The 24,775-nt window shown below is 43.6% G+C and carries 25 protein-coding genes; 16 read left to right on the top strand and 9 right to left on the bottom strand.

The window, feature by feature from the left end; genetic code table 11:
* The first annotated feature begins 203 nt into the window (after positions 1–203).
* The 9 genes from ndk to der all read left to right on the top strand — a co-directional run bounded on the left by ndk (position 204) and on the right by der (position 9,651).
* Complete coding sequence (gene ndk / locus ACGF63_RS06575; RefSeq protein ID WP_036843153.1) at positions 204–632, top strand: nucleoside-diphosphate kinase; 429 nt, start codon at positions 204–206, stop codon at positions 630–632.
* Between the two features lie 182 nt (positions 633–814).
* Positions 815–1,993, top strand: coding sequence for a bifunctional tRNA (adenosine(37)-C2)-methyltransferase TrmG/ribosomal RNA large subunit methyltransferase RlmN (locus ACGF63_RS06580; RefSeq protein WP_036843154.1), 1,179 nt, complete (start codon positions 815–817; stop codon positions 1,991–1,993).
* A gap of 74 nt (positions 1,994–2,067) precedes the next feature.
* Positions 2,068–2,481, top strand: a complete 414-nt coding sequence (locus ACGF63_RS06585) for a tetratricopeptide repeat protein (RefSeq protein ID WP_036843155.1) — start codon at positions 2,068–2,070, stop codon at positions 2,479–2,481.
* Positions 2,482–2,602: 121 nt separating this feature from the next.
* Positions 2,603–3,595, top strand: coding sequence for a cytoskeleton protein RodZ (gene rodZ / locus ACGF63_RS06590; protein WP_036843156.1), 993 nt, complete (start codon positions 2,603–2,605; stop codon positions 3,593–3,595).
* A gap of 71 nt (positions 3,596–3,666) precedes the next feature.
* Positions 3,667–4,788 (top strand): flavodoxin-dependent (E)-4-hydroxy-3-methylbut-2-enyl-diphosphate synthase, encoded by a 1,122-nt coding sequence (gene ispG / locus ACGF63_RS06595; protein ID WP_387629640.1) that lies wholly within the window; start codon positions 3,667–3,669, stop codon positions 4,786–4,788.
* Positions 4,789–4,908: 120 nt separating this feature from the next.
* On the top strand, positions 4,909–6,186 hold the full coding sequence (gene hisS, locus ACGF63_RS06600; protein WP_036843160.1) for a histidine--tRNA ligase: 1,278 nt from the start codon (positions 4,909–4,911) through the stop codon (positions 6,184–6,186).
* 11 nt (positions 6,187–6,197) lie between these two features.
* Positions 6,198–6,818, top strand: coding sequence for a YfgM family protein (locus ACGF63_RS06605; RefSeq protein WP_166285794.1), 621 nt, complete (start codon positions 6,198–6,200; stop codon positions 6,816–6,818).
* Positions 6,819–6,831: 13 nt separating this feature from the next.
* Positions 6,832–8,004, top strand: coding sequence for an outer membrane protein assembly factor BamB (gene bamB, locus ACGF63_RS06610; protein WP_036843164.1), 1,173 nt, complete (start codon positions 6,832–6,834; stop codon positions 8,002–8,004).
* A 162-nt stretch (positions 8,005–8,166) separates the two neighbouring features.
* Entirely contained in the window at positions 8,167–9,651 is a 1,485-nt protein-coding gene (gene der / locus ACGF63_RS06615; RefSeq protein ID WP_152962354.1) for a ribosome biogenesis GTPase Der, read from the top strand.
* Between the two features lie 25 nt (positions 9,652–9,676).
* Here the strand turns inward: der and ACGF63_RS06620 are convergent, their stop codons facing one another.
* The 3 genes from ACGF63_RS06620 to hemF form a co-directional block, all read right to left on the bottom strand.
* Positions 9,677–9,994 (bottom strand): protealysin inhibitor emfourin, encoded by a 318-nt coding sequence (locus ACGF63_RS06620; protein ID WP_036843166.1) that lies wholly within the window; start codon positions 9,992–9,994, stop codon positions 9,677–9,679.
* Between the two features lie 174 nt (positions 9,995–10,168).
* Entirely contained in the window at positions 10,169–11,296 is a 1,128-nt protein-coding gene (gene prtS / locus ACGF63_RS06625; protein ID WP_036843167.1) for a metalloprotease PrtS, read from the bottom strand.
* Positions 11,297–11,528: 232 nt separating this feature from the next.
* On the bottom strand, positions 11,529–12,437 hold the full coding sequence (hemF, locus tag ACGF63_RS06630; protein ID WP_387629647.1) for an oxygen-dependent coproporphyrinogen oxidase: 909 nt from the start codon (positions 12,435–12,437) through the stop codon (positions 11,529–11,531).
* A gap of 136 nt (positions 12,438–12,573) precedes the next feature.
* On the opposite strand from hemF, the gene ACGF63_RS06635 reads away from it, so the two are divergent.
* Positions 12,574–13,005, top strand: coding sequence for a GNAT family acetyltransferase (locus ACGF63_RS06635; protein ID WP_036843169.1), 432 nt, complete (start codon positions 12,574–12,576; stop codon positions 13,003–13,005).
* Positions 13,006–13,046: 41 nt separating this feature from the next.
* Here the strand turns inward: ACGF63_RS06635 and ACGF63_RS06640 are convergent, their stop codons facing one another.
* Positions 13,047–13,463: a YgiW/YdeI family stress tolerance OB fold protein gene (locus tag ACGF63_RS06640; protein WP_036843531.1), complete on the bottom strand. Its 417-nt coding sequence runs from the start codon at positions 13,461–13,463 to the stop codon at positions 13,047–13,049.
* A gap of 172 nt (positions 13,464–13,635) precedes the next feature.
* Between ACGF63_RS06640 and ACGF63_RS06645 the strand changes: the two genes are divergently transcribed.
* From ACGF63_RS06645 to cysM, 6 genes are all read left to right on the top strand, one after another.
* Positions 13,636–14,244, top strand: coding sequence for an RpoE-regulated lipoprotein (locus tag ACGF63_RS06645; protein WP_387629649.1), 609 nt, complete (start codon positions 13,636–13,638; stop codon positions 14,242–14,244).
* Positions 14,245–14,490: 246 nt separating this feature from the next.
* Positions 14,491–15,513 (top strand): sulfate ABC transporter substrate-binding protein, encoded by a 1,023-nt coding sequence (locus tag ACGF63_RS06650; RefSeq protein WP_387629651.1) that lies wholly within the window; start codon positions 14,491–14,493, stop codon positions 15,511–15,513.
* On the top strand, positions 15,513–16,346 hold the full coding sequence (gene cysT / locus ACGF63_RS06655) for a sulfate/thiosulfate ABC transporter permease CysT (protein ID WP_036843172.1): 834 nt from the start codon (positions 15,513–15,515) through the stop codon (positions 16,344–16,346). The genes ACGF63_RS06650 and cysT overlap by 1 nt, the downstream gene beginning before the upstream one ends.
* Positions 16,346–17,191: a sulfate/thiosulfate ABC transporter permease CysW gene (gene cysW, locus ACGF63_RS06660; protein ID WP_152962349.1), complete on the top strand. Its 846-nt coding sequence runs from the start codon at positions 16,346–16,348 to the stop codon at positions 17,189–17,191. Before cysT ends, cysW begins: the two co-directional genes overlap by 1 nt.
* 14 nt (positions 17,192–17,205) lie before the next feature.
* Positions 17,206–18,294: a sulfate/thiosulfate ABC transporter ATP-binding protein CysA gene (cysA, locus tag ACGF63_RS06665; protein ID WP_152962348.1), complete on the top strand. Its 1,089-nt coding sequence runs from the start codon at positions 17,206–17,208 to the stop codon at positions 18,292–18,294.
* Positions 18,295–18,433: 139 nt separating this feature from the next.
* Positions 18,434–19,348 (top strand): cysteine synthase CysM, encoded by a 915-nt coding sequence (cysM, locus tag ACGF63_RS06670; protein ID WP_036843175.1) that lies wholly within the window; start codon positions 18,434–18,436, stop codon positions 19,346–19,348.
* Positions 19,349–19,459: 111 nt separating this feature from the next.
* Here the strand turns inward: cysM and crr are convergent, their stop codons facing one another.
* From crr to cysZ, 5 genes are all read right to left on the bottom strand, one after another.
* Positions 19,460–19,969 carry a PTS glucose transporter subunit IIA gene (gene crr, locus ACGF63_RS06675; protein ID WP_036843177.1) on the bottom strand — a complete coding sequence of 170 codons (510 nt, stop codon included), beginning with the start codon at positions 19,967–19,969 and terminating at the stop codon, positions 19,460–19,462.
* A gap of 48 nt (positions 19,970–20,017) precedes the next feature.
* Complete coding sequence (ptsI, locus tag ACGF63_RS06680) at positions 20,018–21,745, bottom strand: phosphoenolpyruvate-protein phosphotransferase PtsI (RefSeq protein ID WP_036843178.1); 1,728 nt, start codon at positions 21,743–21,745, stop codon at positions 20,018–20,020.
* Positions 21,746–21,929: 184 nt separating this feature from the next.
* Positions 21,930–22,187, bottom strand: coding sequence for a phosphocarrier protein Hpr (gene ptsH, locus ACGF63_RS06685; protein ID WP_021323875.1), 258 nt, complete (start codon positions 22,185–22,187; stop codon positions 21,930–21,932).
* Positions 22,188–22,788: 601 nt separating this feature from the next.
* On the bottom strand, positions 22,789–23,742 hold the full coding sequence (gene cysK / locus ACGF63_RS06690; protein WP_036843180.1) for a cysteine synthase A: 954 nt from the start codon (positions 23,740–23,742) through the stop codon (positions 22,789–22,791).
* Between the two features lie 115 nt (positions 23,743–23,857).
* Positions 23,858–24,628: a sulfate transporter CysZ gene (gene cysZ, locus ACGF63_RS06695; RefSeq protein WP_036843182.1), complete on the bottom strand. Its 771-nt coding sequence runs from the start codon at positions 24,626–24,628 to the stop codon at positions 23,858–23,860.
* Positions 24,629–24,775 lie beyond the last annotated feature (147 nt).

A 24,775-nucleotide genomic window follows, 5' to 3' on the forward strand; every position in this document is an offset into this window, starting at 1 on the left:
TGATTTGTACGAAAAAATGGTGATTTTCGCTAAGAAAAATTTAATAGAATGTTATTTTTTCTGTAGGCAACTGCCATTCGGGTCCCTATAATCAACGCCTCTTTTATCCCCGCTAGGGTTGCGGGATAAGTATTAGCCGGTTAACTTATCGGGATAAAAAATTAAAATTATCAGTTGCTTAAAAAAGAACCAAGAGGTTATCCATGACGGTTGAACGTACTTTTTCGATTATTAAACCTAATGCAGTGAAGAAGAATGCTATCGGGTCTATTTATGCCCGTTTTGAAAGCGCTGGGTTTAACATTATTGCCGCCAAAATGCTTCACCTGACCCGTGAACAGGCTGAAGGTTTCTATGCAGAGCACAAAGGCCGTCCTTTCTTTGATGGTCTGGTGGAATTTATGACTTCTGGTCCAATCGTAGTTCAGGTATTGGAAGGCGAGAATGCAGTACAACGTCACCGAGACTTGATGGGTGCAACCAATCCTGATAACGCATTAGCAGGTACTCTGCGTGCTGATTACGCAGACAGTTTTACTGAAAACGCGGTTCACGGTTCTGATGCTGTTGAATCTGCAAACCGTGAAATTGCGTATTTCTTCACAGAAGATGAAATTTGCCCACGTAATTGATTTGTCGTTACCCGTAGCATCATTGCATTAAAGTTTGTACAATGCCGCGCCCCGTTGTTAACTCAGCGGGGCGCTTATTATTTGTCACTAGGCTAAACTGATAGTGATACCCGAATTGAAACTTCGTGCGTTGAATTCATCAACGCAGAGCCGAAAGTGTAACAACGAGGCGATATAAAAAAATGTCCCAATCAAATACTGCGGCACAATTTGCTGCTTCTGTCGTGTCTGAAACTCCAGAAAAAAAAGGCGGGAAAATTAACCTGCTTGATCTGAATCGCAAACAAATGCGCCAGTTCTTCACCGATATGGGGGAAAAACCCTTCCGTGCCGATCAGGTGATGAAATGGATGTATCATTACTGCTATGACAATTTTGAGCAGATGACGGATATTAACAAAACCCTGCGGGCGAAATTGCAGCAAGTTGCTGAGATCTGTGCGCCCGAGGTAGCAGAGGAACAACGTTCAGCCGATGGCACGATTAAATGGGCTATCACTGTTGGCGATCAGCAAGTTGAAACGGTTTATATTCCGGAAGATGATCGGGCTACGTTGTGTGTCTCTTCTCAGGTAGGTTGTGCACTGGAATGTAAATTCTGTTCTACCGCTCAACAAGGGTTTAATCGTAATTTGCGGGTTTCTGAAATTATTGGTCAAGTTTGGCGTGCGGCGAAAATAATTGGCTCACTGAAATCCAGTGGTCGCCGTCCGATTACCAACGTGGTTATGATGGGAATGGGTGAACCTCTGCTCAACCTGAATAACGTGGTTCCTGCGATGGAAATCATGATGGATGATTTTGGTTTCGGCTTGTCTAAGCGCCGTGTGACGCTATCCACATCCGGTGTGGTGCCTGCGCTGGATAAACTTGGCGATATGATTGATGTCGCTTTGGCTATTTCCCTGCATGCACCGACAGATGATGTGCGTGATGATATCGTTCCTATCAACCGCAAATATAATATTGAGCAGTTTCTTGCGGGAGTGCGCCGTTATTTGACGAAATCGAATGCGAACCAGGGGCGTGTGACAGTGGAATATGTCATGCTTGATCATATTAACGATAGTGTAGAACAGGCGCATCAATTGGCTGAATGTCTGAAAGACACACCCAGTAAGATTAATCTGATCCCGTGGAATCCGTTTCCGGGCGCGCCATATGGCCGCAGTTCCAACAGCCGGATCGACCGTTTTTCTAAGGTGCTGATGGGATATGGTTTCACAACTATTGTCCGCAAGACTCGTGGTGATGATATTGATGCCGCATGTGGTCAGCTTGCGGGCGATGTGATTGATCGTACAAAACGGACACTGAAAAAACGTCAGGCAGGTGAACCTATCCAGGTAAGAACAGTCTGAATGTTGCTATGTTTTGTCATGCAGTAACTGAAATTATTGCGACAATTGCGTATCCTTAATTAAGTGGGGATGGAATGATAAGGAAATCGTTATCGGGAATGATTGTTGCTGCCGTATTATTGGCAGGATGTTCCAATCAACCGGCAAACGGAAATAAACAGCGAACAGTTGCGGCAGAAACCCGGATTCAACTGGGAATGGCCTATCTGGCTGAAGGTCATTTACCTGCCGCCAGATACCACTTTGATAAGGTATTATTGGCACAGCCAAACCATTATCAGGCTCAATTAGGTATGGCGTTGTATGAGCAATATTCCGGCCAGCCGGAAGCTGCCCGTCAGCGTTACAAAATGGCGATGCAGTATGCGCCAGGAAATGATACGGTATTGTATTATTACAGCGTTTTTCTCTGTGAGCAGGGGCAGTATGAAGAAGCCAAAATTCTGTTAACCGGGAATAATGCTGACAGGCGTATTTGTTATCAGTGATTTGCCGCTAGTAAAATAGCAAATCTATTTCGCCGCGCAGGCCATTGTATAATGTAAGGATTATCGCAAGGAGCCAGCGCGAAGTTTTTCACAACTTGGACAGTACCGCGTCTTCTTGCTAATGAATACTGAAACGACTCCAGAACAAGCTCATTTGACAGCAGGTCAGCTCCTGCGTCAGGCTCGTGAACAGCACGGGCTAACTCAACAGACGGTGGCTGATCGTCTGTGTCTGAAACTTTCCACTATCCGTGATATTGAAGAGGACAATATACCGGCCAATATGGTACCCACTTTCCTGCGTGGTTATGTTCGTTCTTATGCTAAATTGGTACAAATTCCAGAGGCGGAAATTCTGACGATTCTGGATAAGCATACCCCGGCAAAAACCGCGAAGGTTTCACCAATGCAGAGTTTTTCATTGGGTAAGAAACGTAAAAAACGTGAAAGTTGGTTGATGTGGATTACGTGGCTAATTATTCTGGTAGTGATTAGTCTGACGGGAGCATGGTGGTGGCAAAATCACATAGCTCAACAGAAAGAATTGATTTCGATGGCTGATCAGTCTGCGGTACAGATTGCCCAAAAGAAAGCCAAGGCAGCGGGTTTATCCACGGAAAGTAACGATCAGGCGACACAGTTGCAGGCTAGTGAGCAGCCATTATCTGCCGCTTCAACCGAAAATTCGGTGAAAGCGAATAATGCTGATAACAATCGCGGGGAAACGTCTCCGCCTGTAGCATCAGCTCAACATCAGGCGGTGGAACCACCTGAAACTCAGCCACAAACTGTTCCATTACCCGTTAACCGGGGTACAGCTCAAACACCGAATGTGTCTGAAAATAGTTCAACGGCAGTGGCTGACAGTAATAAACTGGTGATGAATTTCAAAGCATCTTGTTGGTTACAGGTTGCTGATGCGAATGGAAAGATGCTGTTTAGCGGAACTAAAAAGAAAGGTGACAGTCTGAGTCTCTCCGGTTCATTACCTTATAAATTAACTATTGGTGCCCCTGCTGTAGTGGATGTACAGTTCCGGGGGCAAGTTGTCGATTTAAGCCGCTTTATTAAAGAGCATCGTATTGCGCGTCTTAAAGTACCGGGAACACAATGAATGCCTTTGGCAGTTACGGCATCGTTGTCATGTTATAAGTAAGCACATGGAAGTATGGGAGAAACACCAGTATGCATAATGAATCGCCGATAAAAAGACGCAAATCTACGCGTATTTATGTAGGGAATGTGCCAGTCGGGGATGGCGCGCCCATTGCGGTGCAGTCAATGACAAACACACGCACTACAGATGTGGAAGCTACTGTTCAACAGATTAAATCGCTTGAGCGTGTTGGGGTTGATATTGTCCGTGTATCAATACCAACGATGGACGCGGCAGAAGCGTTTAAATTGATTAAGCAGCAGGCTAATGTTCCTTTGGTTGCCGATATCCATTTTGATTACCGTATCGCGCTTAAAGTTGCAGAGTATGGGGTCGATTGTCTGCGCATTAACCCTGGTAATATCGGTAATGAAGCGCGTATCCGTGAGGTTGTGGCGGCTGCCCGCGACAAAAATATTCCAATCCGTATTGGTGTGAATGGCGGATCACTGGAAAAGGACATTCAGGAAAAATATGGTGAGCCAACCCCGGAAGCACTGTTGGAATCTGCTATGCGCCATGTGAATATTCTTGAAAGACTTAATTTCGACCAGTTTAAAATCAGCGTAAAAGCGTCAGATGTATTTCTGGCGGTTGGCGCTTACCGTTTATTGGCCCGGGAGATTGATCAGCCATTACATCTTGGTATCACAGAAGCCGGTGGCGCTCGTGCCGGTTCTGTAAAATCAGCGATTGGCTTGGGTATTCTTCTGTCAGAAGGTATTGGTGATACCCTGCGTATTTCTTTGGCTGCCGATCCTGTCGAAGAAGTTAAAGTTGGCTTTGATATTCTGAAATCACTGCGTATTCGTTCCCGGGGTATTAACTTTATCGCCTGTCCAACCTGTTCTCGTCAGGAATTTGATGTTATCGGCACTGTTAATGCGTTGGAACAACGCCTGGAAGATTTACTCACCCCGATGGATGTTTCGATCATTGGCTGTGTGGTTAACGGACCGGGTGAGGCGGAGGTTTCTACTCTGGGTGTCACTGGCGCCAGAACAAAAAGTGGTTTTTATGAAGACGGAGTGCGGCAGAAAGAGCGTCTCGACAATGCTGATATGATCGATCAACTTGAGGCTAAGATCCGCGCTAAGGCATCAATGCTGGATGAAAATAAGCGTATCGACATAAGTCAACTGGATAAATAATATACCTGACACTGGTTCATCGTTGTGATGAGCCAGTGTTGTTTTAGTTTGCTAATTGAAGCTCGTCCGTATTCGCTTCTATAATCAACATCATTTTTGAATTATTAACAGAGATAAGACGTGGCAAAAAATATCCAAGCTATTCGTGGCATGAACGACTACTTGCCCGCAGACACTGCCATTTGGCAGCGTATTGAAAGCACTTTGAAACGCGTGTTGGCGGGTTATGGTTATAGCGAGATCCGCACACCGATTGTAGAGCAGACCCCGTTATTCAAACGGGCTATCGGGGAAGTGACTGATGTGGTCGAAAAGGAAATGTACACCTTTGATGATCGCAATGGTGAAAGTTTGACCCTGCGTCCTGAAAATACCGCAGGTTGTGTGCGTGCAGGTATTGAACATGGTCTGCTGTACAATCAGGAACAGCGCGTATGGTATTTCGGGCCCATGTTCCGTTATGAGCGTCCACAAAAAGGCCGTTACCGCCAATTCTACCAGTTAGGGGCTGAAGTCTTTGGTCTTCAGGGACCTGATATTGATGCTGAACTTATTTTATTGACTGCCCGCTGGTGGCGTGAGCTTGGTATTTCTGAACATGTGACGCTTGAACTGAACTCGATTGGTTCATTGGCCGCGCGGGCCAGTTACCGCGAAGCGCTGGTTGCTTTCCTTGAGCAGCATAAAGATAAGCTGGACGAAGATTGCAAACGTCGTATGTACAGCAATCCATTGCGTGTTTTGGATTCAAAAAATCCTGAGGTTCAGCAACTTCTTAATGATGCGCCGGAACTGTTTGATTATCTTGATGCCGAATCAAAGGAACATTTTGACGGCCTGCGTGCGCTTCTTGATGCGGCTGGTATCAAATACCGGATTAACCAGCGTCTGGTTCGTGGTCTGGATTACTATAACCGCACGGTATTTGAATGGGTGACAACGGCTCTGGGGGCTCAGGGGACTGTCTGTGCCGGTGGCCGGTACGATGGACTGGTTGAGCAACTGGGGGGGCGTTCTACTCCTGCTGTGGGTTTTGCTATGGGAGTGGAACGTCTGGTTCTGTTGGTGCAGGAAATGAACCCGGCATTTGTGGCGGAGCTATCAGTGGCGGAGGTTTATCTTGCTTCCTTCGGTGAAGGCAGTCAGCAGGCAGCGTTGATTCTGGCCGAACAGATACGTGACGTTTTGCCACAATTGCGCTTGGTGACTAACCACGGGGGAGGGAACTTTAAGAAGCAATTGGGGCGTGCAGATAAACAAGGCGCTAAAATTGCGCTGATCTTGGGTGAAGATGAAGTCCGTTCTGGTCAGGCTGCGATTAAAGATTTACGTACAGGCGAACAACAAACGTTGCCGCAAAGCGAAATTGCAGCTCGTTTGGCTGAATTGTTAGGTTAAGGAGAGACTCCGTGGAAGTCTATACCAATGAAAACGAACAAGTTGACGCGATCCGACGCTTTTTTGTCGATAATGGCAAAGCGTTGGTTTTCGGGCTGGTACTGGGTGCTGGCGCGCTGATTGGCTGGCGTTATTGGCAATCTCATCAGACAAATCAATTGCAGGGCAGTGCGGAAGCTTTTGAACAGGTAAATCGTGGATTAATTTCCGGTGCAAAAGAGAATCATGCCGCCGCTGAGAAGTTTGCTGCTGAAACTAACAATAGTTATGGCGTGATGGCTCATATGCATTTGGCTCAACTGGCTGTTGAAAAGAATGAGCTAGCCAAAGCGGATCAATTTTTATCTGCGGCTGTTAGTCAGACAAAAAATGAAGATTTGCAGGCTCTGGCTAATATTCGTTTAGCCAGGGTTCAATTGGCGGAAGATAAGGCGGATGCTGCATTGAAAACACTGGAACAGGTGAAAGGTTCCGGTTGGGTTGCTGTGGCAGAGGATATCCGCGGCGATGCGCTGTTGAAAAAAGGTGATATTGCGGGTGCCCGTGCAGCTTATACCAAAGGTCTGGGATCAGATTCACCGCAGGCGATCAAATCGATGTTAAATCTTAAATTGAATAATTTATCCAGCTAAGGGGATCCTTTCAATGCAGTTGCGTAAAACACTCTTGGTTGGTCTGGTGGCTTCTGTTCTGTTAGCGGGTTGTTCAAGTGAGCAGGACACAGTAACGATGTCACCGTTGCCACAGGTTGAGAATCAATTTAGCCCAAGTGTTATCTGGGATAAATCTGTAGGTGATGGTGTTGGTCATTATTACTCTCACTTGACACCAACCTGGCAGGGTTCTGTCGTCTATGTCGCTGATCGTCATGGCATCGTTAAGGCGCTGGACATTGATAGCGGCAAAGAGATATGGTCGGTAAATCTAGCTGAAAAAGCCGGTCTTCTCTCTTCCCGTATCCCTGCGTTGCTTTCTGGCGGCCTGACCGTTGCTGGGAATCATTTATATGTTGGCACTGAACGTGCCAAAGTCATCGCGCTAAATACCGAAGACGGCCAGATTACCTGGGAGTCTGAAGTTGCTGGAGAAGCGTTGTCGCGTCCGGTGGTGAGTGATGGCCTGGTATTGATTCATACCAGCAACGGCATGTTGCAGGCATTGAATGAGTCAGATGGAAAAGCACAGTGGTCCGTTAATATGGATACCCCATCATTATCGTTGCGTGGTGAATCAGCTCCGGCTGTGGCTTACGGTGCCGCGATCGTGGGGGGCGATAATGGTCGTGTCAACGCAGTGCTGATTTCTCAGGGGCAACTGATTTGGCAGCAACGTATTTCTCAGGTAACCAGTTCGACAGAAATCGGTCGTCTTAATGATGTTGATACAACACCGGTTATTTCTGAAGGCGTAATCTATGCGATAGCCTATAACGGTAATCTGGTGGCGCTTGACATGCGTTCAGGCCAGATCCTCTGGAAACGCGATTTGGGTTCAGTGAACGAGATGGTTGTTTCCGGTGATCGTATTTACATTGTTGATCAAAACGATCGAGTTATGAGTCTGCGTCAAAGTGATGGTGTAACGCTGTGGACTCAGACAAAATTACAACACCGCAATTTGACGGCACCTGAAATGTATAATGGCTATCTGGTTGTTGGTGATAGTGAAGGCTATTTGCATTGGCTGAATATGGATGATGGTAAGTTTGTTGCTCAACATAAAGTTGATAGCTCCGGCTTAATGAGCCGTCCGGTTGTTGCCGGTGATAAGCTGATGGTACAGGCGAAAGACGGTACAGTTTACCTGTTTACCCGTTGAGTATTTCTTACTGTCTGTTTACCGGAAATAGAGAGTAAAGAGTTGTTATAATCCTACGGCTCCTGAAAAGAACAGGGGCCGTTTCGTCTTTTTAGTGTTTTGTTGCAGTTAACGATGAGTAGCAAAATACTGATTTCAAATTTAGTCATGAGGCATTAACAAATGACACCTGTCGTCGCTCTGGTAGGGCGCCCAAATGTGGGTAAGTCCACGTTATTTAACCGTTTAACCCGTACAAGAGATGCGCTGGTAGCGGATTTTCCAGGTCTGACCCGCGATCGCAAATATGGTCGGGCCGAAGTCGAAGGACAGGAATTTATCATCATTGATACCGGTGGTATTGATGGTACAGAAGATGGTGTTGAAACTCATATGGCGGCACAATCTTTGATGGCAATTGAAGAAGCCGATATTGTTCTGTTTATGGTAGATGCCCGTGCCGGGCTGATGCCGGCAGACCACGCTATAGCAAAACACCTGCGCAGTCGCGAAAAAGCCACTTTTTTGGTGGCGAATAAAATCGATGGTATTGATATTGATACATCCGTAGCTGAATTTTATTCGCTCGGATTGGGTGATATATATTCCATCGCTGCTTCTCATGGTCGTGGTGTCACCCAACTTATTGAACGGGCATTGCTGCCTTTCTCCGGTAAAGGCGAAGAAGAAGAGGTTGAGCTGACTGAGGAAGAAGCCAACGCAGCTTATTGGGCTGCGCAGGAACAGAATGAAGTTGAAATGGTGGAAGAAGAGGAAGATGATTTTGATCCACTAACTCTGCCATTAAAATTAGCCATTGTCGGCAGGCCGAACGTCGGTAAATCTACCTTGACGAACCGTATCTTAGGTGAAAAAAGAGTTGTGGTTTATGACATGCCGGGTACTACCCGTGACAGTATTTATATTCCTATGGAGCGTGATGGCCGCGAATATATCCTGATTGATACTGCGGGTGTGCGTAAGCGGGGTAAGGTTACTGAGACGGTTGAAAAATTCTCAGTCATCAAAACCCTTCAGGCAATTGAAGATGCTAACGTTGTATTACTGGTGATCGATGCTCGTGAAGGCATTTCCGATCAGGATTTGTCGCTATTGGGCTTTATTCTTAATAGTGGGCGCTCATTGGTTATTGCGGTCAATAAATGGGATGGCATGTCACAGGAAGATAAAGAGCAAGTGAAAGAAATGCTTGATTATCGTCTTGGTTTTGTTGACTTTGCCAGAGTGCATTTTATCTCTGCTTTACATGGCAGTGGCGTGGGTAACCTGTTTGACTCGATTCTTGAGGCTTATGACTGCGCGACTCGTCGGGTAAATACTGCACTGTTAACTCGTATCATGCGTATGGCTGAAGAAGATCATCAACCGCCGATGATCCGCGGGCGCAGGGTAAAAATGAAATATGCACATGCTGGTGGCTATAACCCACCTATTGTTGTGATCCACGGTAATCAGGTCGCTGATTTGCCTGATGCTTATAAGCGTTATCTGATGAACTATTTCCGTCGGTCCTTGAAAGTGATGGGGACACCCATCCGGATTCAGTTTAAAGAAGGGACCAACCCCTTTGCTGATAAACGTAATACTTTGACGCCAAATCAGATGCGTAAACGTAAGCGTCTGATGTCTCATTTGAAAAAGCGTTAATTCTAATAAAGAAAGGGGGTGGTGATTAACCACCCTTTTTGCTGGCATCCCATATTTGAGTAATTATTTCTGGCGCGTCTAATTCTGGAAATGTGAAGTGATATTCTTCATTTCCCGTGATGATGCAGAGCAGATAATAATGTTGGTCAGGGTATGGTGATGGTGACATAGAATCAGAAAAATTCCGCTCTATAGCCTGAACAAATAGTTGTTTCTGGTGGGAAGACAGTGATTTTAAATTCACTGTTTTATCTTGGCTAAGACCAGGTGTAGCAGCAAATCCTCCTTGCAGGGAAATTGTGATCTTACTATCAGTTATGGATTCGGTGATTTTATTGTTCATGATATACCAGGTTTACACGGTTATTTTTCAGGTTTCTACAGTATAGCGTGAAATTCGGCGTTAACAATTTCAGCATCTTTCATTAGCTATCTTTTTTTATTAATAGGGGTTGCCAGGTTAAGTATTACAAATAATAGAATATCGCTGGTATTAAACCAGCGATATGTTTATAGATTACACTTTAGTTTCTTCCTTATCTTTTCCTTCATCTTTTCCCTTGTCTTTTCCTTTATCTTCGTCCTTCACTTCCACTTTAATGCCCACTTCTTGCCAACTGTCTATAGTGGCTTTTTCAACATCCTCATCAAATAAATCACGAGCATGTTTAACTGTTAACTTGGCGAAGGATAAGAAGGTAGTATCGCGTGCAAGATCTTTATCCAGCAATGTGTTGTACCATATCTTTCCTGCTTTTTCCCAGGCATATCCGCCTAATTTTATCGCGAGATTATAAAACGCTTTATTAGGAATACCTGAGTTAACATGAACACCACCATTATCTCTATAAATCGGATAGTCTTTAAAATCATCCATATGACCAGGTTGAGGATCTTTACCAAGAAGAGGATCATCATATGCCTTTCCGGGTTCTTTCATTGAACGAATCCCTACACCTTTAATACCTTTAGCCAGTAATTCTTCCCCTACAACCCAGCTTGCTTCATCAGCTTTCTGTTTTAGATAATGTTGCCTTACCAGCGAGCCAAAGACATCGGCAATTGATTCATTCAATGCGCCGGACTGGAAGAAATAGATCAAATCTGCTGTTTTTTCGATAACACCATGAGATAATTCATGGCCAATTACATCGATAGATGTGGTGAAATTATTGAAAACCTTACCGTCACCATCACCAAACACCATTTGTCCTCTACCCCAATACGCATTCATGTATTCTTTGCCGTAATGCACGGTGGCAATCAATTTCATTCCTTTATCATCTAATGAATTGCGATTAAAAACTTCTTTGTAGAAATTGTAAGTTGCTTCCAGATATTTATATGCGTTATCAACGGCTACGTCGCCATTATCTGGGTCACCTTCATCTCGTACTAAAGTTCCAGGTAATTTGGTTCCATTTTTTGCATCGTAAATACTACGATGTAGAGTATCGCTAACAACTTTATCATCAGTATTATCAATAGAGTCTGATGTTTTAATAACACTATCCAACATTAAACTCTGGGTATGATTTAATGTCATTAATACGTTATCTCTTTCACTTTCACTGTTATTCTTATAAATATTTTGAAGAATGTACGGTGGTATTAAACCTTTGTAGTTATTGTTTTGTATTTGCATAAAATATCTCCTGGAATAAATTATTAGTTATTAATTAGATGTACTCTTTAGGTACATTTTCATATTAAACACGTTTCCATCGGATAGTCATCAGGGCCAACATGCTTCTTTTATGTTAAAGGATTGTTAATAAATTGTTGTGTCATTTGTGCGAGGGATTTCTGTATTGGTCGTATTAAAAATATAAATAGTTAGGAATAATTGTTTATAATATTCCTAACATGATAAAAAATCATATCCAATTTTTTACTGGCAAAAAGTCAGTATATAAAGCAGCTTCCGCAGATCCTGGTTCAGGGTGATAGTCATATTCCCAGCGTGCTAATGGTGGCATGGACATTAAGATAGACTCTGTTCGTCCGCCACTTTGTAATCCAAATAGGGTTCCCCTGTCCCAAACCAGGTTAAATTCAACATAACGACCACGGCGATATAATTGAAATTGCCGTTCACGTTCACTCCATAATATGTTTTTCCTTTTTTCAACAATAGGCAGATAAGCAGAAATAAAACCTTTACCTATATCCTGAGTAAAGTGAAAACAATGTTCAAAATCAGGAGTATTTAAATCATCATAAAATAAGCCGCCAATTCCACGAGCTTCATTTCGATGTTTAATATAGAAATACTCATCACACCATTTTTTATATTTTTGGTAGAGATTTTCTCCATATGGTTGACATATATTTCTGGCGGTAGTGTGCCAGTGAATAGCGTCTTCCTCAAAACCATAATAAGGTGTTAAATCAAAACCTCCACCGAACCACCATACTGGCGCTTCACCTTCTTTTTCTGCAATAAAAAACCGGACATTAGCATGGCTGGTTGGGATATAGGGATTTAAAGGATGAATAACCAGAGAGACCCCCATGGCTTGATAATTACGGCCGGCCAATTCAGGGCGATGGGCTGTTGCTGATGAGGGAAGCATGGTGCCTGATACATGGGAAAAATTAGCGCCGGCTTGTTCGAATATCGCACCTTCTTTCATAATTCGGCTGCGGCCACCGCCGCCTTCTGCCCGTTGCCAGCACTGCTCAATAAATTTCCCTTTGCTATCTGCCTGTTCCAGTTGCCGGCAAATGTCATTTTGTAATGAAAGGAAAAAAGATTTAATCTTATTAACGTTTAGTGTATTCATGATTCTTTTCTCATTATAATGCAGTGATTGCTATATTATACCTATTGGTGATAAAGAACACATTTTCATATTGATTCCGTTGCTAAAGCGAAGATAATGTGAAATGGTTATTTCAATAAAAACAGGTTGGTTAGGAATGGAAATTCGGGTATTTCGACAAGATGATTTTGAAGCTGTGATTACCTTATGGGAACGCTGCGATTTACTTAATCCTGGTGTTGATCCTGAAATGGATATTGAGCGTAAGCTGACCCATGATCCTGACCTGTTTTTAGTCGCGGAAGTGGCGGGTGAAGTGGTTGGGACTGTTATGGGTGGTTATGATGGTCACCGTGGTTCGGCTTATTATTTGGGTGTTCATCCTGAATTCCGGGGACGGGGAATTGCGAATGCATTAATTTCACGGTTGGAAAAGAAGCTGATTGCCCGTGGTTGTCCGAAAATAATTTTTATTGTGCCTGAGGATAATGATGCCACTCTTTATATGTGTGAAAAGTTGGAATACGAAGATTGCCATCAGGAGAGTGTTATTTTCAGCAAGCGTTTGATTATTGATCAGGAATATTAAGTAGAAATGTGGCTGAATGAATCTCATTCAGCCAAAAATCATTAATTCAATTTAGTTACTTTTTTCACATCAACTGTCACGGAACTCCACTCTTTATCGACTTCACCTTCAAGGCGCACTTTATCCTGAGGTGTTATTGTTTGGCCATTCCAGTATTTATGATCAATTTCGACTTCAATAACGCCTGTGTTATCACGGAGTATGAAGTGATCACCACGAATACGGGATTCGATATTTCCCTCTAGCACGACCCAACTGTCATCCCACATATTTTTAACTTGTTCAGTGGTCGAAATTCTTACATTGTTATCGATAAAACCACCTTGTGGTGCTGTCTGGGTTTGGTGCTGGGTAGCATTTGGACCAGAAAAACCGCCAGATTGCATATGTGTGGTTTGAGCTGTTAATGGTGCACTGAATAAAGTAATCAGGGCAACGGTTGCAAGTGTTTTTTTCATCATATTGATCTCATTATGGTGACTTATTTTTAGAAAAACAGTATACAGTCAAGGGATATTTAATCAATGTGATATTCACTCATGGTTAATAATTTAAACTGTTCTCTGAAACTAACAATCGTGGTGTGATGTCTCAGTAGCCATCTCTGTATTTAATCAAAAGGAGCCAGTTATGCAGGAGTTTTCTTTAGCTAACATTTTGTCAGGATTACGTTTTGCCACAATAGGTTGTTCATTGTTACTGACCGGTTGTGCGGGCTCATCGGGTTTTTCATGGTCGAGTTTGTCGCCTTTTAGCTGGTTTGGTAGTTCGTTAAAAATCTCAGCTCAAGGGGTTGGGGAAATAAATAGTCTGACAGCAATGAATAAGGACGCGATAGATAAAGGGTTAGATGGGAAGTACCACTTACGCAGCGGTATGGAAACGAAAAATGGTCAGTTAATGACGGTATTTCAAGCGATGGAGGGTGATCAACTGAAAATAGAACTTTTTGGTCAGGCAGATGGAAAAGTCAGCCGTATTGACGTGTTGGATAAAGATATTGAAACTGTCTGGGGGACAAAGATTGGTACGCCATTCTCGGCGCTGTATGACCGGGCATTTGATGCTTGCCGAAATGCGGTGGGTGAGTCAGAGAAGAGGGCAGTTATCTGCATATCTCCGCAGAGCAAGAATGTCAGTTATCTGTTTACAGGCAACTGGAATGGCCCGGAAGGTTTGATTCCTTCTGATGATGCTTTGAAAAACTGGAAAGTGGAACGTATCGTTTGGAAACGGTGAAAAGCCGTTTCTGAGTGAAAGCACAAACTGAGTCAGTTTGGTGAATTTGATGTGTTTATTGCGGAGCCATAGCCGGTCCGCATTTTTCAATTAAAAATCTTATTACTCCTGCCAGCTTATTGCGTTTCATACTTTCTAATTGCAATTCGGTATATTAAACAGCGATAGTTATCTACCCTGTTATAAATAAACTGGATACATTAGTCACCGGAGCGTTATTTGATGAAATAACGGATAAGGTGAGAAATGAAAAAGTATTCAGTAAACAATAAAATACTAAACGGACTGGTAGCAGTAACTTTATTGGGCAGCAGTAATGTATTTGCTGTAGAGTTGTTAAACAGCTCTTATGATGTTGCGCGTGAGCTATTTTCTGCCCTTAATCCTGAATTTGAAAAACAGTGGAATGAGCAGCATCCACAGGACAAATTGATAATCAAACAATCTCATTCAGGCTCCTCCAAACAAGCGCTGGCAATTCTTCAGGGATTGCGGGCTGATGTGGTGACTTACAATCAGGTGACGGATGTGCAAATTTTGCATGATCGTGGCGATCTGATACCTGCTGATTGGCAGAGTCGTCTGCCAAATAGCAGCTCACCTTACTATTCCACCATGGCATTTCTGGTGCGTAAAGGTAATCCCAAAAATATTCGTAACTGGCATGACTTAGTACGTAAAGATGTCAAATTAGTCTTCCCAAACCCTAAAACTTCCGGTAATGGCCGTTACACCTATCTGGCTGCCTGGGGAGCGATTCAACAGGAAAATGACGGGGATCAGGGTAAAACCCGTGAATGGATGAAACGTTTCCTGAAAAATGTCACCGTGTTTGATACCGGAGGTCGCGGTGCAACGACTTCATTTATTGAACGTGGTTTGGGTGATGTGCTAATAAGTTTTGAATCTGAAGTAAGCAACATCCGTAAACAATATGGTGATGACAAATATGAAGTGATTGTCCCGTCAATAGGTATTCTGGCGGAATTCCCTGTTGCCTGGGTTGATAAGAATATTGTGAGAAACGGCACTGAGGAAGCGGCGAAAGCTTATCTGAATTATCTCTATAGTCCACAGGCACAGCAGATCATCACTGGCTTTAATTATCGTGTCAGAGATAAAAAAGTGATGGATCAGCAAAAAGCGCGTTTTCCAGAAACGAAATTATTCCGGCTGGAAGATCAGTTTGGTGGTTGGCCACAAGTGATGAAAACTCACTTCAATACTGGCGGCACACTGGATCAATTGCTGGCGGAAGGGCATAAGTAATGTTTGCGGTATCCAGTAAGCGAGTCTTGCCTGGCTTTGGGCTGAGTTTAGGTAGCAGTTTGTTCTATACCTGCTTGATTTTATTATTGCCCCTGAGTGCATTGGTTGTGCAGCTTTCCAGTATGACCTGGGAACAGTATTGGCAGGTTATTGCTAATCCCCAGGTCGTGGCGGCTTACAAAGTGACATTGCTGGCGGCAGCGGTTGCCAGTTTGTTCAATGCGGTGTTTGGTATGCTGATGGCATGGGTCTTAACCCGTTATCGTTTCCCAGGCCGTAGCTTACTGGATGGCTTGATGGATCTCCCTTTTGCGTTGCCTACTGCGGTAGCTGGGTTGACACTAGCAACGCTGTTCTCTGCTACAGGTTGGTATGGTTCGCTTCTTGGGTACTTTGATGTGAAAGTGGTGAATACCTGGCTCGGTATTGCGGTGGCGATGGCGTTTACCAGTCTGCCATTTGTGGTGCGAACTATTCAGCCGGTACTTGAAGAGTTGGGGCCGGAGTATGAGGAAGCGGCTCAGACATTAGGTGCCAGCCGCTGGCAAACTTTCTGGCGTGTAATCATGCCGGAATTATCTCCGGCTTTAATTGCCGGCGCCGCACTCTCTTTTACCCGCAGCCTAGGGGAGTTTGGTGCAGTGATCTTTATTGCAGGTAACATCGCATGGCAGACAGAAGTGGTATCGCTGATGATTTTCATCCGCTTGCAGGAGTTTGATTATCCGGCTGCCAGTGCCATTGCATCGGTTATATTGGCGGTATCCCTGATATTACTGTTTAGCATTAATACTCTGCAAAGCCGTTTTGGTAAGCGGATTGGAGGGCATTAATGGCTGAACTGTCTCAATTTTCTATTGCACAACGACTGCCTGTAAATTGGGGAAAATGGGGGCTTATCACGATAGGAGTCCTGTTTTCAGTCTTGCTGTTAGTGATCCCCATTGTGTGGATATTTATGACCGCCTTTTCTAAAGGGGTTGGGGTAGTCACGCAGAATCTGTTAGATCCTGACATGCTGCATGCTATTTGGTTAACGCTACTGATTGCATTGATCACCGTTCCGGTAAACCTGATCTTTGGCGTGATGATTGCCTGGTTGGTGACGCGTTTTCAGTTTCCTGGACGGCAATGTTTGCTGACGTTGATCGATATCCCGTTTGCTGTGTCGCCGGTCGTGGCGGGTTTGCTCTATCTGCTGTTTTATGGTTCGAATGGTTGGGCAGGAAGTTTGCTGGAACCCTATGATATTCAACTGATGTTTTCCTGGCCGGGCATGGTATTGGTCACAGTGTTTGTGACTTGCCCGTTTGTTGTTCGGGAACTGGTGCCGATGATGCTTAGTCAGGGAAGCCAGGAAGATGAAGCGGCAATATTGTTGGGGGCATCTGGTTGGAAAATGTTTTGGCGGGTGACATTACCCAATATCCGCTGGGCGTTATTATATGGTGTGGTTTTGACCAATGCCCGGGCAATTGGTGAATTTGGTGCTGTGTCAGTGGTATCCGGTGCGATTCGTGGTGAAACTTATACATTGCCGTTGCAGGTTGAATTATTGCATCAAGATTACAACACCGTAGGGGCATTTACTGCGGCGGCATTGCTGGCATTGATGGCAATTATCACATTGGTTGTTAAAAGTGCTTTGCAGTGGCGGTTAAGTCGCCAGCATAGTTAAGGTGGGAGCACAATATGAGTATTGAAATTAACAATATCAGTAAATATTTTGGTCGGACTCAGGTTCTGAGCGATATCACTCTGAATATTTTTTCCGGAGAAATGGTCGCTCTGCTTGGCCCGTCAGGCTCCGGTAAAACAACCTTGTTAAGGATTATTGCTGGTCTGGAACAACAGACTGCGGGGAAGCTGAGTTTCCACGGGCAGGATGTGAGTCGTATGCATGCTAAAGATCGTCAGGTTGGATTTGTCTTTCAGCATTATGCGTTATTCCGGCATATGACCGTATTCGATAACGTTGCTTTCGGATTGACCGTGTTGCCACGGCGTAGGCGTCCTGATACAGCGGTTATTCGCCGTAAAGTTATGGAATTGTTGGAAATGGTGCAATTGACACATCTTGCTGAACGCTATCCATCACAGCTTTCGGGTGGACAAAAACAGCGGGTAGCGCTGGCGAGGGCGTTGGCTGTTGAACCACAAATTCTGTTACTGGATGAGCCATTTGGTGCACTGGATGCTCAGGTAAGGATGGAACTACGCCGCTGGTTACGCAGGCTGCATGAAGAACTGAAATTTACCAGTGTCTTTGTGACTCATGATCAGGAAGAAGCTATGGAAGTGGCTGATCGGGTTGTTGTTATGAGCCAGGGGAATATTGAACAGGTAGGTACGCCACAAGAGGTATGGCGTTATCCGGCCAGCCGTTTTGTGATGGAATTTCTTGGTGAGGTTAACCATCTTCGTGGTGAGATTAAGGGATCCCAGCTTTTGATTGGCGGGCAGCATCTGCCTCTTAAGGTGACACCAATTCATCAGGGGAAGGTTGATGTATTCCTGCGCCCATGGGAAGTCATGATAAATTCGCAACCTACACCATCTAGTCCACTGCCTGTACAGGTGACTGAGGTCAGTCCTCGCGGGCATTTCTGGCAGCTTTCCGTCCAGCCTCTGGGCTGGCATCAGGAGCCGGTTGCTATTGTTTGGTTCGATGAAACGTCAGTACCGATAAGAGGCAGCCGTTATTTTATTGGTGGTACTGAAGCCCGTTTATATGCGGGTGATAAGCAATTGCAAACCCTTAGTTTAGCCCAGACAGCCTGACAATGATTTAAATTTTGGTTGGTACCAATTTGCTCATCTCCTTACCGTCTGGAGATGGGCATTTTTTATTTAAAGTCTTGCGATATATTTCTGAATATGGTTATTTCGCTGTTCTATTAAATAAAAATAGGTAATAGCTGTGACAAGCTTGGAACATTTTATAGGCAACACTCCGCTGGTAAAACTACAACGAATGACCGATAAGCTGGGTGTGGAAATATGGGTAAAACTTGAAGGTAATAATCCGGCAGGCTCAATAAAAGACAGGACAGCGCTGTCAATGATTCAGCAGTCTGAATTGCGGGGTGAAATTTTTCCAGGTGACGTATTGATTGAAGCCACCAGCGGAAATACAGGTATTGCGTTGGCAATGATTGCGGCAGTAAAAGGTTATCACCTTAAATTACTGATGCCTGATAATATGAGCCTTGAACGTCAGGCTTCTATGCGCGCTTATGGTGCGGAGCTTATTTTGGTGAGTAAAAACGTGGGCATGGAAGGCGCACGTGATTTAGCTCAACAAATGGAGCGTAATGGTGAAGGTAAAGTTCTTGATCAATTCAATAACCCAGATAACCCCTTAGCTCACTTTACTACTACAGGGCCGGAAATTTGGCAGCAAACACAAGGACGTATTACGCATTTCGTTTCCAGTATGGGAACCACGGGGACAATTACGGGTGTCAGCCGCTATTTAAAAAGCCAGGATAACCGTGTTCAGGTGATTGGTTTACAACCAGCAGAGAACAGCCATATTCCCGGTATTCGCCGTTGGTCGCCGGCTTATTTGCCCGGCATTTTTCGACAAGAGCTGGTGGATCAAGTGTTGGATATAACGCAGGAAGAAGCTGAAGAGACTATGCGTTTGTTAGCTCACAAAGAAGGAATTTTTTGTGGAGTCAGTTCTGGCGGCGCTGTTGCCGGTGCATTAAAGGTTGCGGCACAGAGTCCGGGTTCTGTCATTGTTGCGATTATTTGTGACCGGGGTGACAGATATCTTTCTACTGGCGTATTTAACAAAACTGCGGAATTCTCCTACCTAAATTCTCATTGAGAGTGAAGCGAATTTTTAGGATTAGGGGAGATGGATAGCTAACAGCCCATAGGGCTGTTAGCGGTCTGTAATAAAGGGGGATTTGGCTTGTAGACACCATGAAAATTATGGCTACTTTTTAATACGCATAATGGGTGTTTCACCAACAGTGACAGAACCACTCAGTTTGGACAATTCTTTAATTTCATCCATGTTGGAAATAACAACAGGTGTCAGGGTTGATTTCGCTCTTTCTTCAAGGAGTTTAAGATCAAACTCCAAAACTAAATCACCTTTCTGTACACGCTGACCTTCTTCAGCGATGCGCTTAAAACCTTCTCCTTTAAGCTCAACCGTATCAATACCAAAGTGGACAAATAGCTCAATGCCGTTGTCCGATTCGATAGAAAACGCATGGTTGGTTTCAAATATTTTACCGATCGTCCCATCAACTGGTGCAACTATCTTACTGCCGGCAGGTTTTATAGCGATACCATCGCCGACAATTTTCTCGGCGAAAACAACATCTGGAACATCTTCAATATTGACAATCTCACCAGATAACGGTGCGACTATTTCAATAGTGCCGCTGTTTTTTTTATCATCTGAAACTAGAGATTTCAGTTTATCAAACAGACCCATGAATCTTCTCCTAATTGTTTATACTGGACCGCGTTTTAACCGATATTGTTAGCAAAGTGTTTTTTCTTTGATAAATGTATCAACCAATTCTATCAACCCCTGAGCGGTAGACTGAGTAAGGGCTTGCTCAGCCAGCGCTTTTGCATCTTCGTAACGCGTATTACGAATGATTTTCTTGATGCGGGGAATAGAAATCGCACTCATACTAAACTCATCCAGCCCCATACCTAATAACAACAGTGTAGCACGTTCATCACCTGCAAGCTCGCCACACATCCCCGTCCATTTACCTTCAGCGTGTGAAGCGTCAATGGTTTGCTTAATCAGGCTCAATACTGCTGGTAGCATCGGGTTATAAAGATGAGAAATCAATTCGTTACCGCGGTCTACAGCAAGAGTATACTGAGTTAGATCGTTTGTCCCAATACTGAAAAAATCAACTTCTTTTGCCAGGTGACGGGCAATGACTGCTGAAGCGGGTGTTTCCACCATCACACCCACTTCAATTGCTTCATCGAATTTTTTACTTTCTTCACGAAGTTGACCTTTCAGCAATTCAAGTTCTGCTTTCAGCTGTAGTACTTCTTCTACAGAAATAATCATTGGAAACATAATACGTAATTTACCGAAAGCAGACGCACGTAAAATAGCACGTAACTGAGAATGTAAGATCTCTTTTCGATCAAGGCAAATACGAATTGCACGCCAACCAAGGAATGGATTCTCTTCTTTCGGTAGATTCATATAGGGCAGATTTTTATCACCGCCGATATCCATCGTACGTATAATAACCGCTTGGCTGCCCATTGCTTCGGCAACGGCTTTATAAGCTTGGAATTGTTCTTCCTCTGTTGGCAGCGCGTCACGATCCATAAATAGAAATTCTGTACGGTATAAACCGACACCTTCGGCACCATTGCGCTCAGCACCAGTAACATCACGGACGGTACCGATATTGGCACAGACTTCAACCTGATGACCATCAAGAGTTATTGCAGGCAGATCTTTCAGTTTCGCAAGTTCAGCTTTTTCTGCCAGATATTCGTTTTTGGCTTTTTTTAGCTGTTCAATTTTTGTATCAGATGGATTGATATAAATATGGTTATTTACCGCGTCCAGGATCAGGTAATCACCATTTTGGATTGCTGCTGTCGAATTGATGGTACCGACGATCGCTGGAAGTTCAAGAGAACGGGCCATGATTGAGGTATGGGAGGTACGGCCACCTAAATCAGTAATGAAACCAAGAACTTTTTCCAGATTGAGTTGCGCAGTTTCAGATGGGGTTAAATCATTGGCGACCAAAATAACTTCTTCTGAAATCGAGCCAAGATCGACAATCGGCATACCCAGAATGTTTTTCAACAAGCGTTTACCGATATCACGTACGTCTGTGGCACGTTCTTTCAGGTATTCGTCATCCAGCTCTTCAAGGGCTTGGGCCTGAGTTTCAATCACGGAATAAACCGCAGCATCTGCGGCTTTGAAATCGTTTTTGATTAACGAAATAATTTCTTGCTCAAGTTCTTCATCTTCCAACAGCATGATATGCCCTTCGAAGATTTCCGCTTTTTCTTCGCCGAGGTTTTTTGCCGCTATATTTTTGATGATTTCTAACTGAGATGAGGCTTTTTCACGACCTTGTTTGAAATGGGAAATTTCCTGTTCGACTTGTTCTTGACTGATTTTTTTCTGATTGATAATAATTGGGTCTTCTTTCAGTAATAATGCTTTACCGAAAGCGATGCCTGGTGATACTAATATGCCTGAAATCATGATGTTACCTAACTACTAATAATTATTCTTTAAAGAGCCAGCCCGCAGATGGTTTGCTGTTTTAGGAAATGCATTTAAACTGACATCCCCGGATAAAACTTTATCCGGGGATGAGGAACGGCTAAGTGAATATCAGTTTATTCACAATCTCTGAATCTTGACTGGCGTTGTGGTCAACGGAAGATTATTCCAGTTCTGCCATCAATTTAACCAGATGTTCAATCGCTTTTTGCTCATCTTCGCCTTCAGCAGAGATGGTCACAACAGTGCCTTGAGTGAGTCCTAACGTTTGTAGCTTAAACAAGCTTTTCGCACTGGCCGTTTTGCCACCGGAAGTCAGTGTAATGTCGGAGGAGAAACTTTTTGCTTCTTTAACAAACTGTGCAGCGGGACGGGTGTGTAGGCCATTTGGCGCAGTAATAGTGACTTCTTGCTGGAACATGACGTTTCCTCAATAACTTAGATTTTTGCTATGTAAGTTAAAAAATTGTAGTAAACAAATCTTAACTTGAGTATTCATTAACTGCCTATCCCAATAGGGCGATTTTATTTGCCTAAAGTGCGAGCCCGGCAATGTTTTGACAAAAGCGATAAATAGCTTTTGAACGCCCTTTAGTTTTGTCCGAAGGAGGAGAGAAACGAATCACTCCTTACGTACTATACGTTACTATGCGTACGCTCCGGACTATGCGCGCTGTTCGTGTTCACTATTCTTTCACAAGAACGGCCTGCATCAATTGCGTCTACTGGGATAGACTATAAGATTGATAATGTAATAAAAGATTTTATCGATTATCAAAAAAATTATTCTTTTCGATGCTTCTGATTGATAGTTTGAAGTAAAGATAGATCACAGGACTACTTAACTGAAACTACTACTTCTGTTAATTAATTTCGAGCATCGAAATAATTATTATTGGTTAAATACTAAACCCATTGTAAGAAATCATCTAGTAAAGTGTAAAAGTTTGATCTACTACACAGAAAAAGCACCATTTAGGTGCTTTTTTATCAATAAAACTAAGTAAGTTACTTAAATACTTTTATTCATCAGATAAGTCAGTAAACAATGCGCTGCTCAGATAGCGTTCACCTGATGAAGCCAGAATGACGACGATATTTTTATCTTTATACTCCGGTTCCTGAGAGAGTTTTACTGCGGCTGCAACGGTAGCACCGGAGGAGATACCCGCCAGAATGCCTTCTTTTATCATGATTTCACGAGCGGTTCTAATTGCCTCGTCATTACTGATTTTGAATACGCGATCAACCAGTTTCAGATCAAGGTTATCTGGAATAAAACCGGCACCAATGCCTTGAATCTTATGTGGGCCGGGCTTCACTTCTTCACCGGCCAGAGTCTGGCTGATTACCGGCGAGTCTTCGGGTTCTACTGCAACCGCAGTGATGTTTTTACCTTTGGTGTTTTTCAGGTAGCGGGTAACGCCTGTTAGTGTGCCGCCAGTACCTACGCCGGTAACAAATGCGTCTACTTCACCATCGGTATCTTCCCAGATTTCCGGACCAGTGGTTTTTTCGTGGATTTCCGGGTTTGCCGGATTGCTGAACTGTTGCAGGATAATATAGCGATCGGGGTCACTGGCCTGAATCTCATTGGCTTTCTCAATGGCTCCTTTCATCCCTTTAGCGCCTTCAGTTAGCACTAGATTTGCTCCCAGTACCTTCAGCAGCTTGCGACGCTCAATACTCATCGTTTCTGGCATAGTCAGCGTTAATTTATAGCCACGGGATGCTGCAACGTAAGCAAGCGCAATCCCGGTATTACCACTGGTTGGTTCTACCAACTCTTTTCCTGGCTGTAGGATACCGCGTTTTTCAGCATCCCAAATCATGTTAGAACCAATACGGCATTTTACACTAAAGCTTGGGTTACGGGACTCTACTTTCGCCAGAATACGTCCATTGCCAAAGTGTTTTAAGCGAATTAACGGGGTACGACCAATCGTTAAAGAATTGTCTTCATAAATTTTACTCATACTCGTCTTTCAACTCCCTTTAGTGATATCTGGTCAACGATACGCCAACAATCAGGTTATGGAAATATAGTTTGAATATATTCTTATCGTCTTAAAGAATAACATTTGACTGCATTTATTTTATAATACGCAACCCGTGTTGATCCCGATAGCGATCTACCCACATTGCAGTAGCCGCGCATACTGCGATAGGCATAATCACCAAATTGACAATAGGTATCATTGTCAAAATACTCACTAATGCACCAAATTGCAGATTATTCATTTTGTTTTGACGAAGGGCACTACGCATTGTTGGAAAACTGACTTTATGGTTATCAAATGGATAATCACAGTATTGAATCGACAGCATCCAGGCACTGAAAATAAACCAGAGCACAGGTGCGACAGTTTGCCCGATAACAGGAATAAAATAGAGAAGCAGTAAAACCAGGGCGCGTGGAATATAGTAGAGCAGTTTTACCAATTCTCGTTTCAGAATGCGTGGAACATCTTTTACCAGTTCCATAACTCCGGTATCCGGCGCAGAGGTTCCCGTTAAATCAGCTTCTAGTTTTTCCGCCAGTAATCCATTGAACGGAGCTGCTATGAAGTTCGCTATCGTGCTGAATAAATAAGTAAAAATCAGCAAAACAGACATCACTGCCAGTGGCCATAGAATGTAACTGAGCCATTGCATCCAATCCGGTACTTTGTTCAGTATCGAGGGGATCCAGTTTTCCAGTTGTTGGTAGAGCCACCAAAATGAACCACCAAGTAACAAAATATTTGCCAATAAAGGCAATAGAACAAATCTTTTAATACCTGGTCGAGTAATTAATCTGCAACCTTGCACCAAATACTGAAAGCCGCTCAAATTTTTTGGTGATTTTGTCAAATTAAGCATACTTCCTATTCTCTCCTGTATGATTGAAACGCTATCATATAGGTAGGATTTTCGACTGACTAGTCTTGTTCTGTATAAAAAAAAAGCAAAAAATGCTTATCAGGCATATTTATGATAAGAAAAGTGTGTATAAGCTTGCACTTGTGT

It is taken from the genome of Photorhabdus sp. RM322S, assembly GCF_042879395.1.
Classification (GTDB): domain Bacteria; phylum Pseudomonadota; class Gammaproteobacteria; order Enterobacterales; family Enterobacteriaceae; genus Photorhabdus; species Photorhabdus khanii.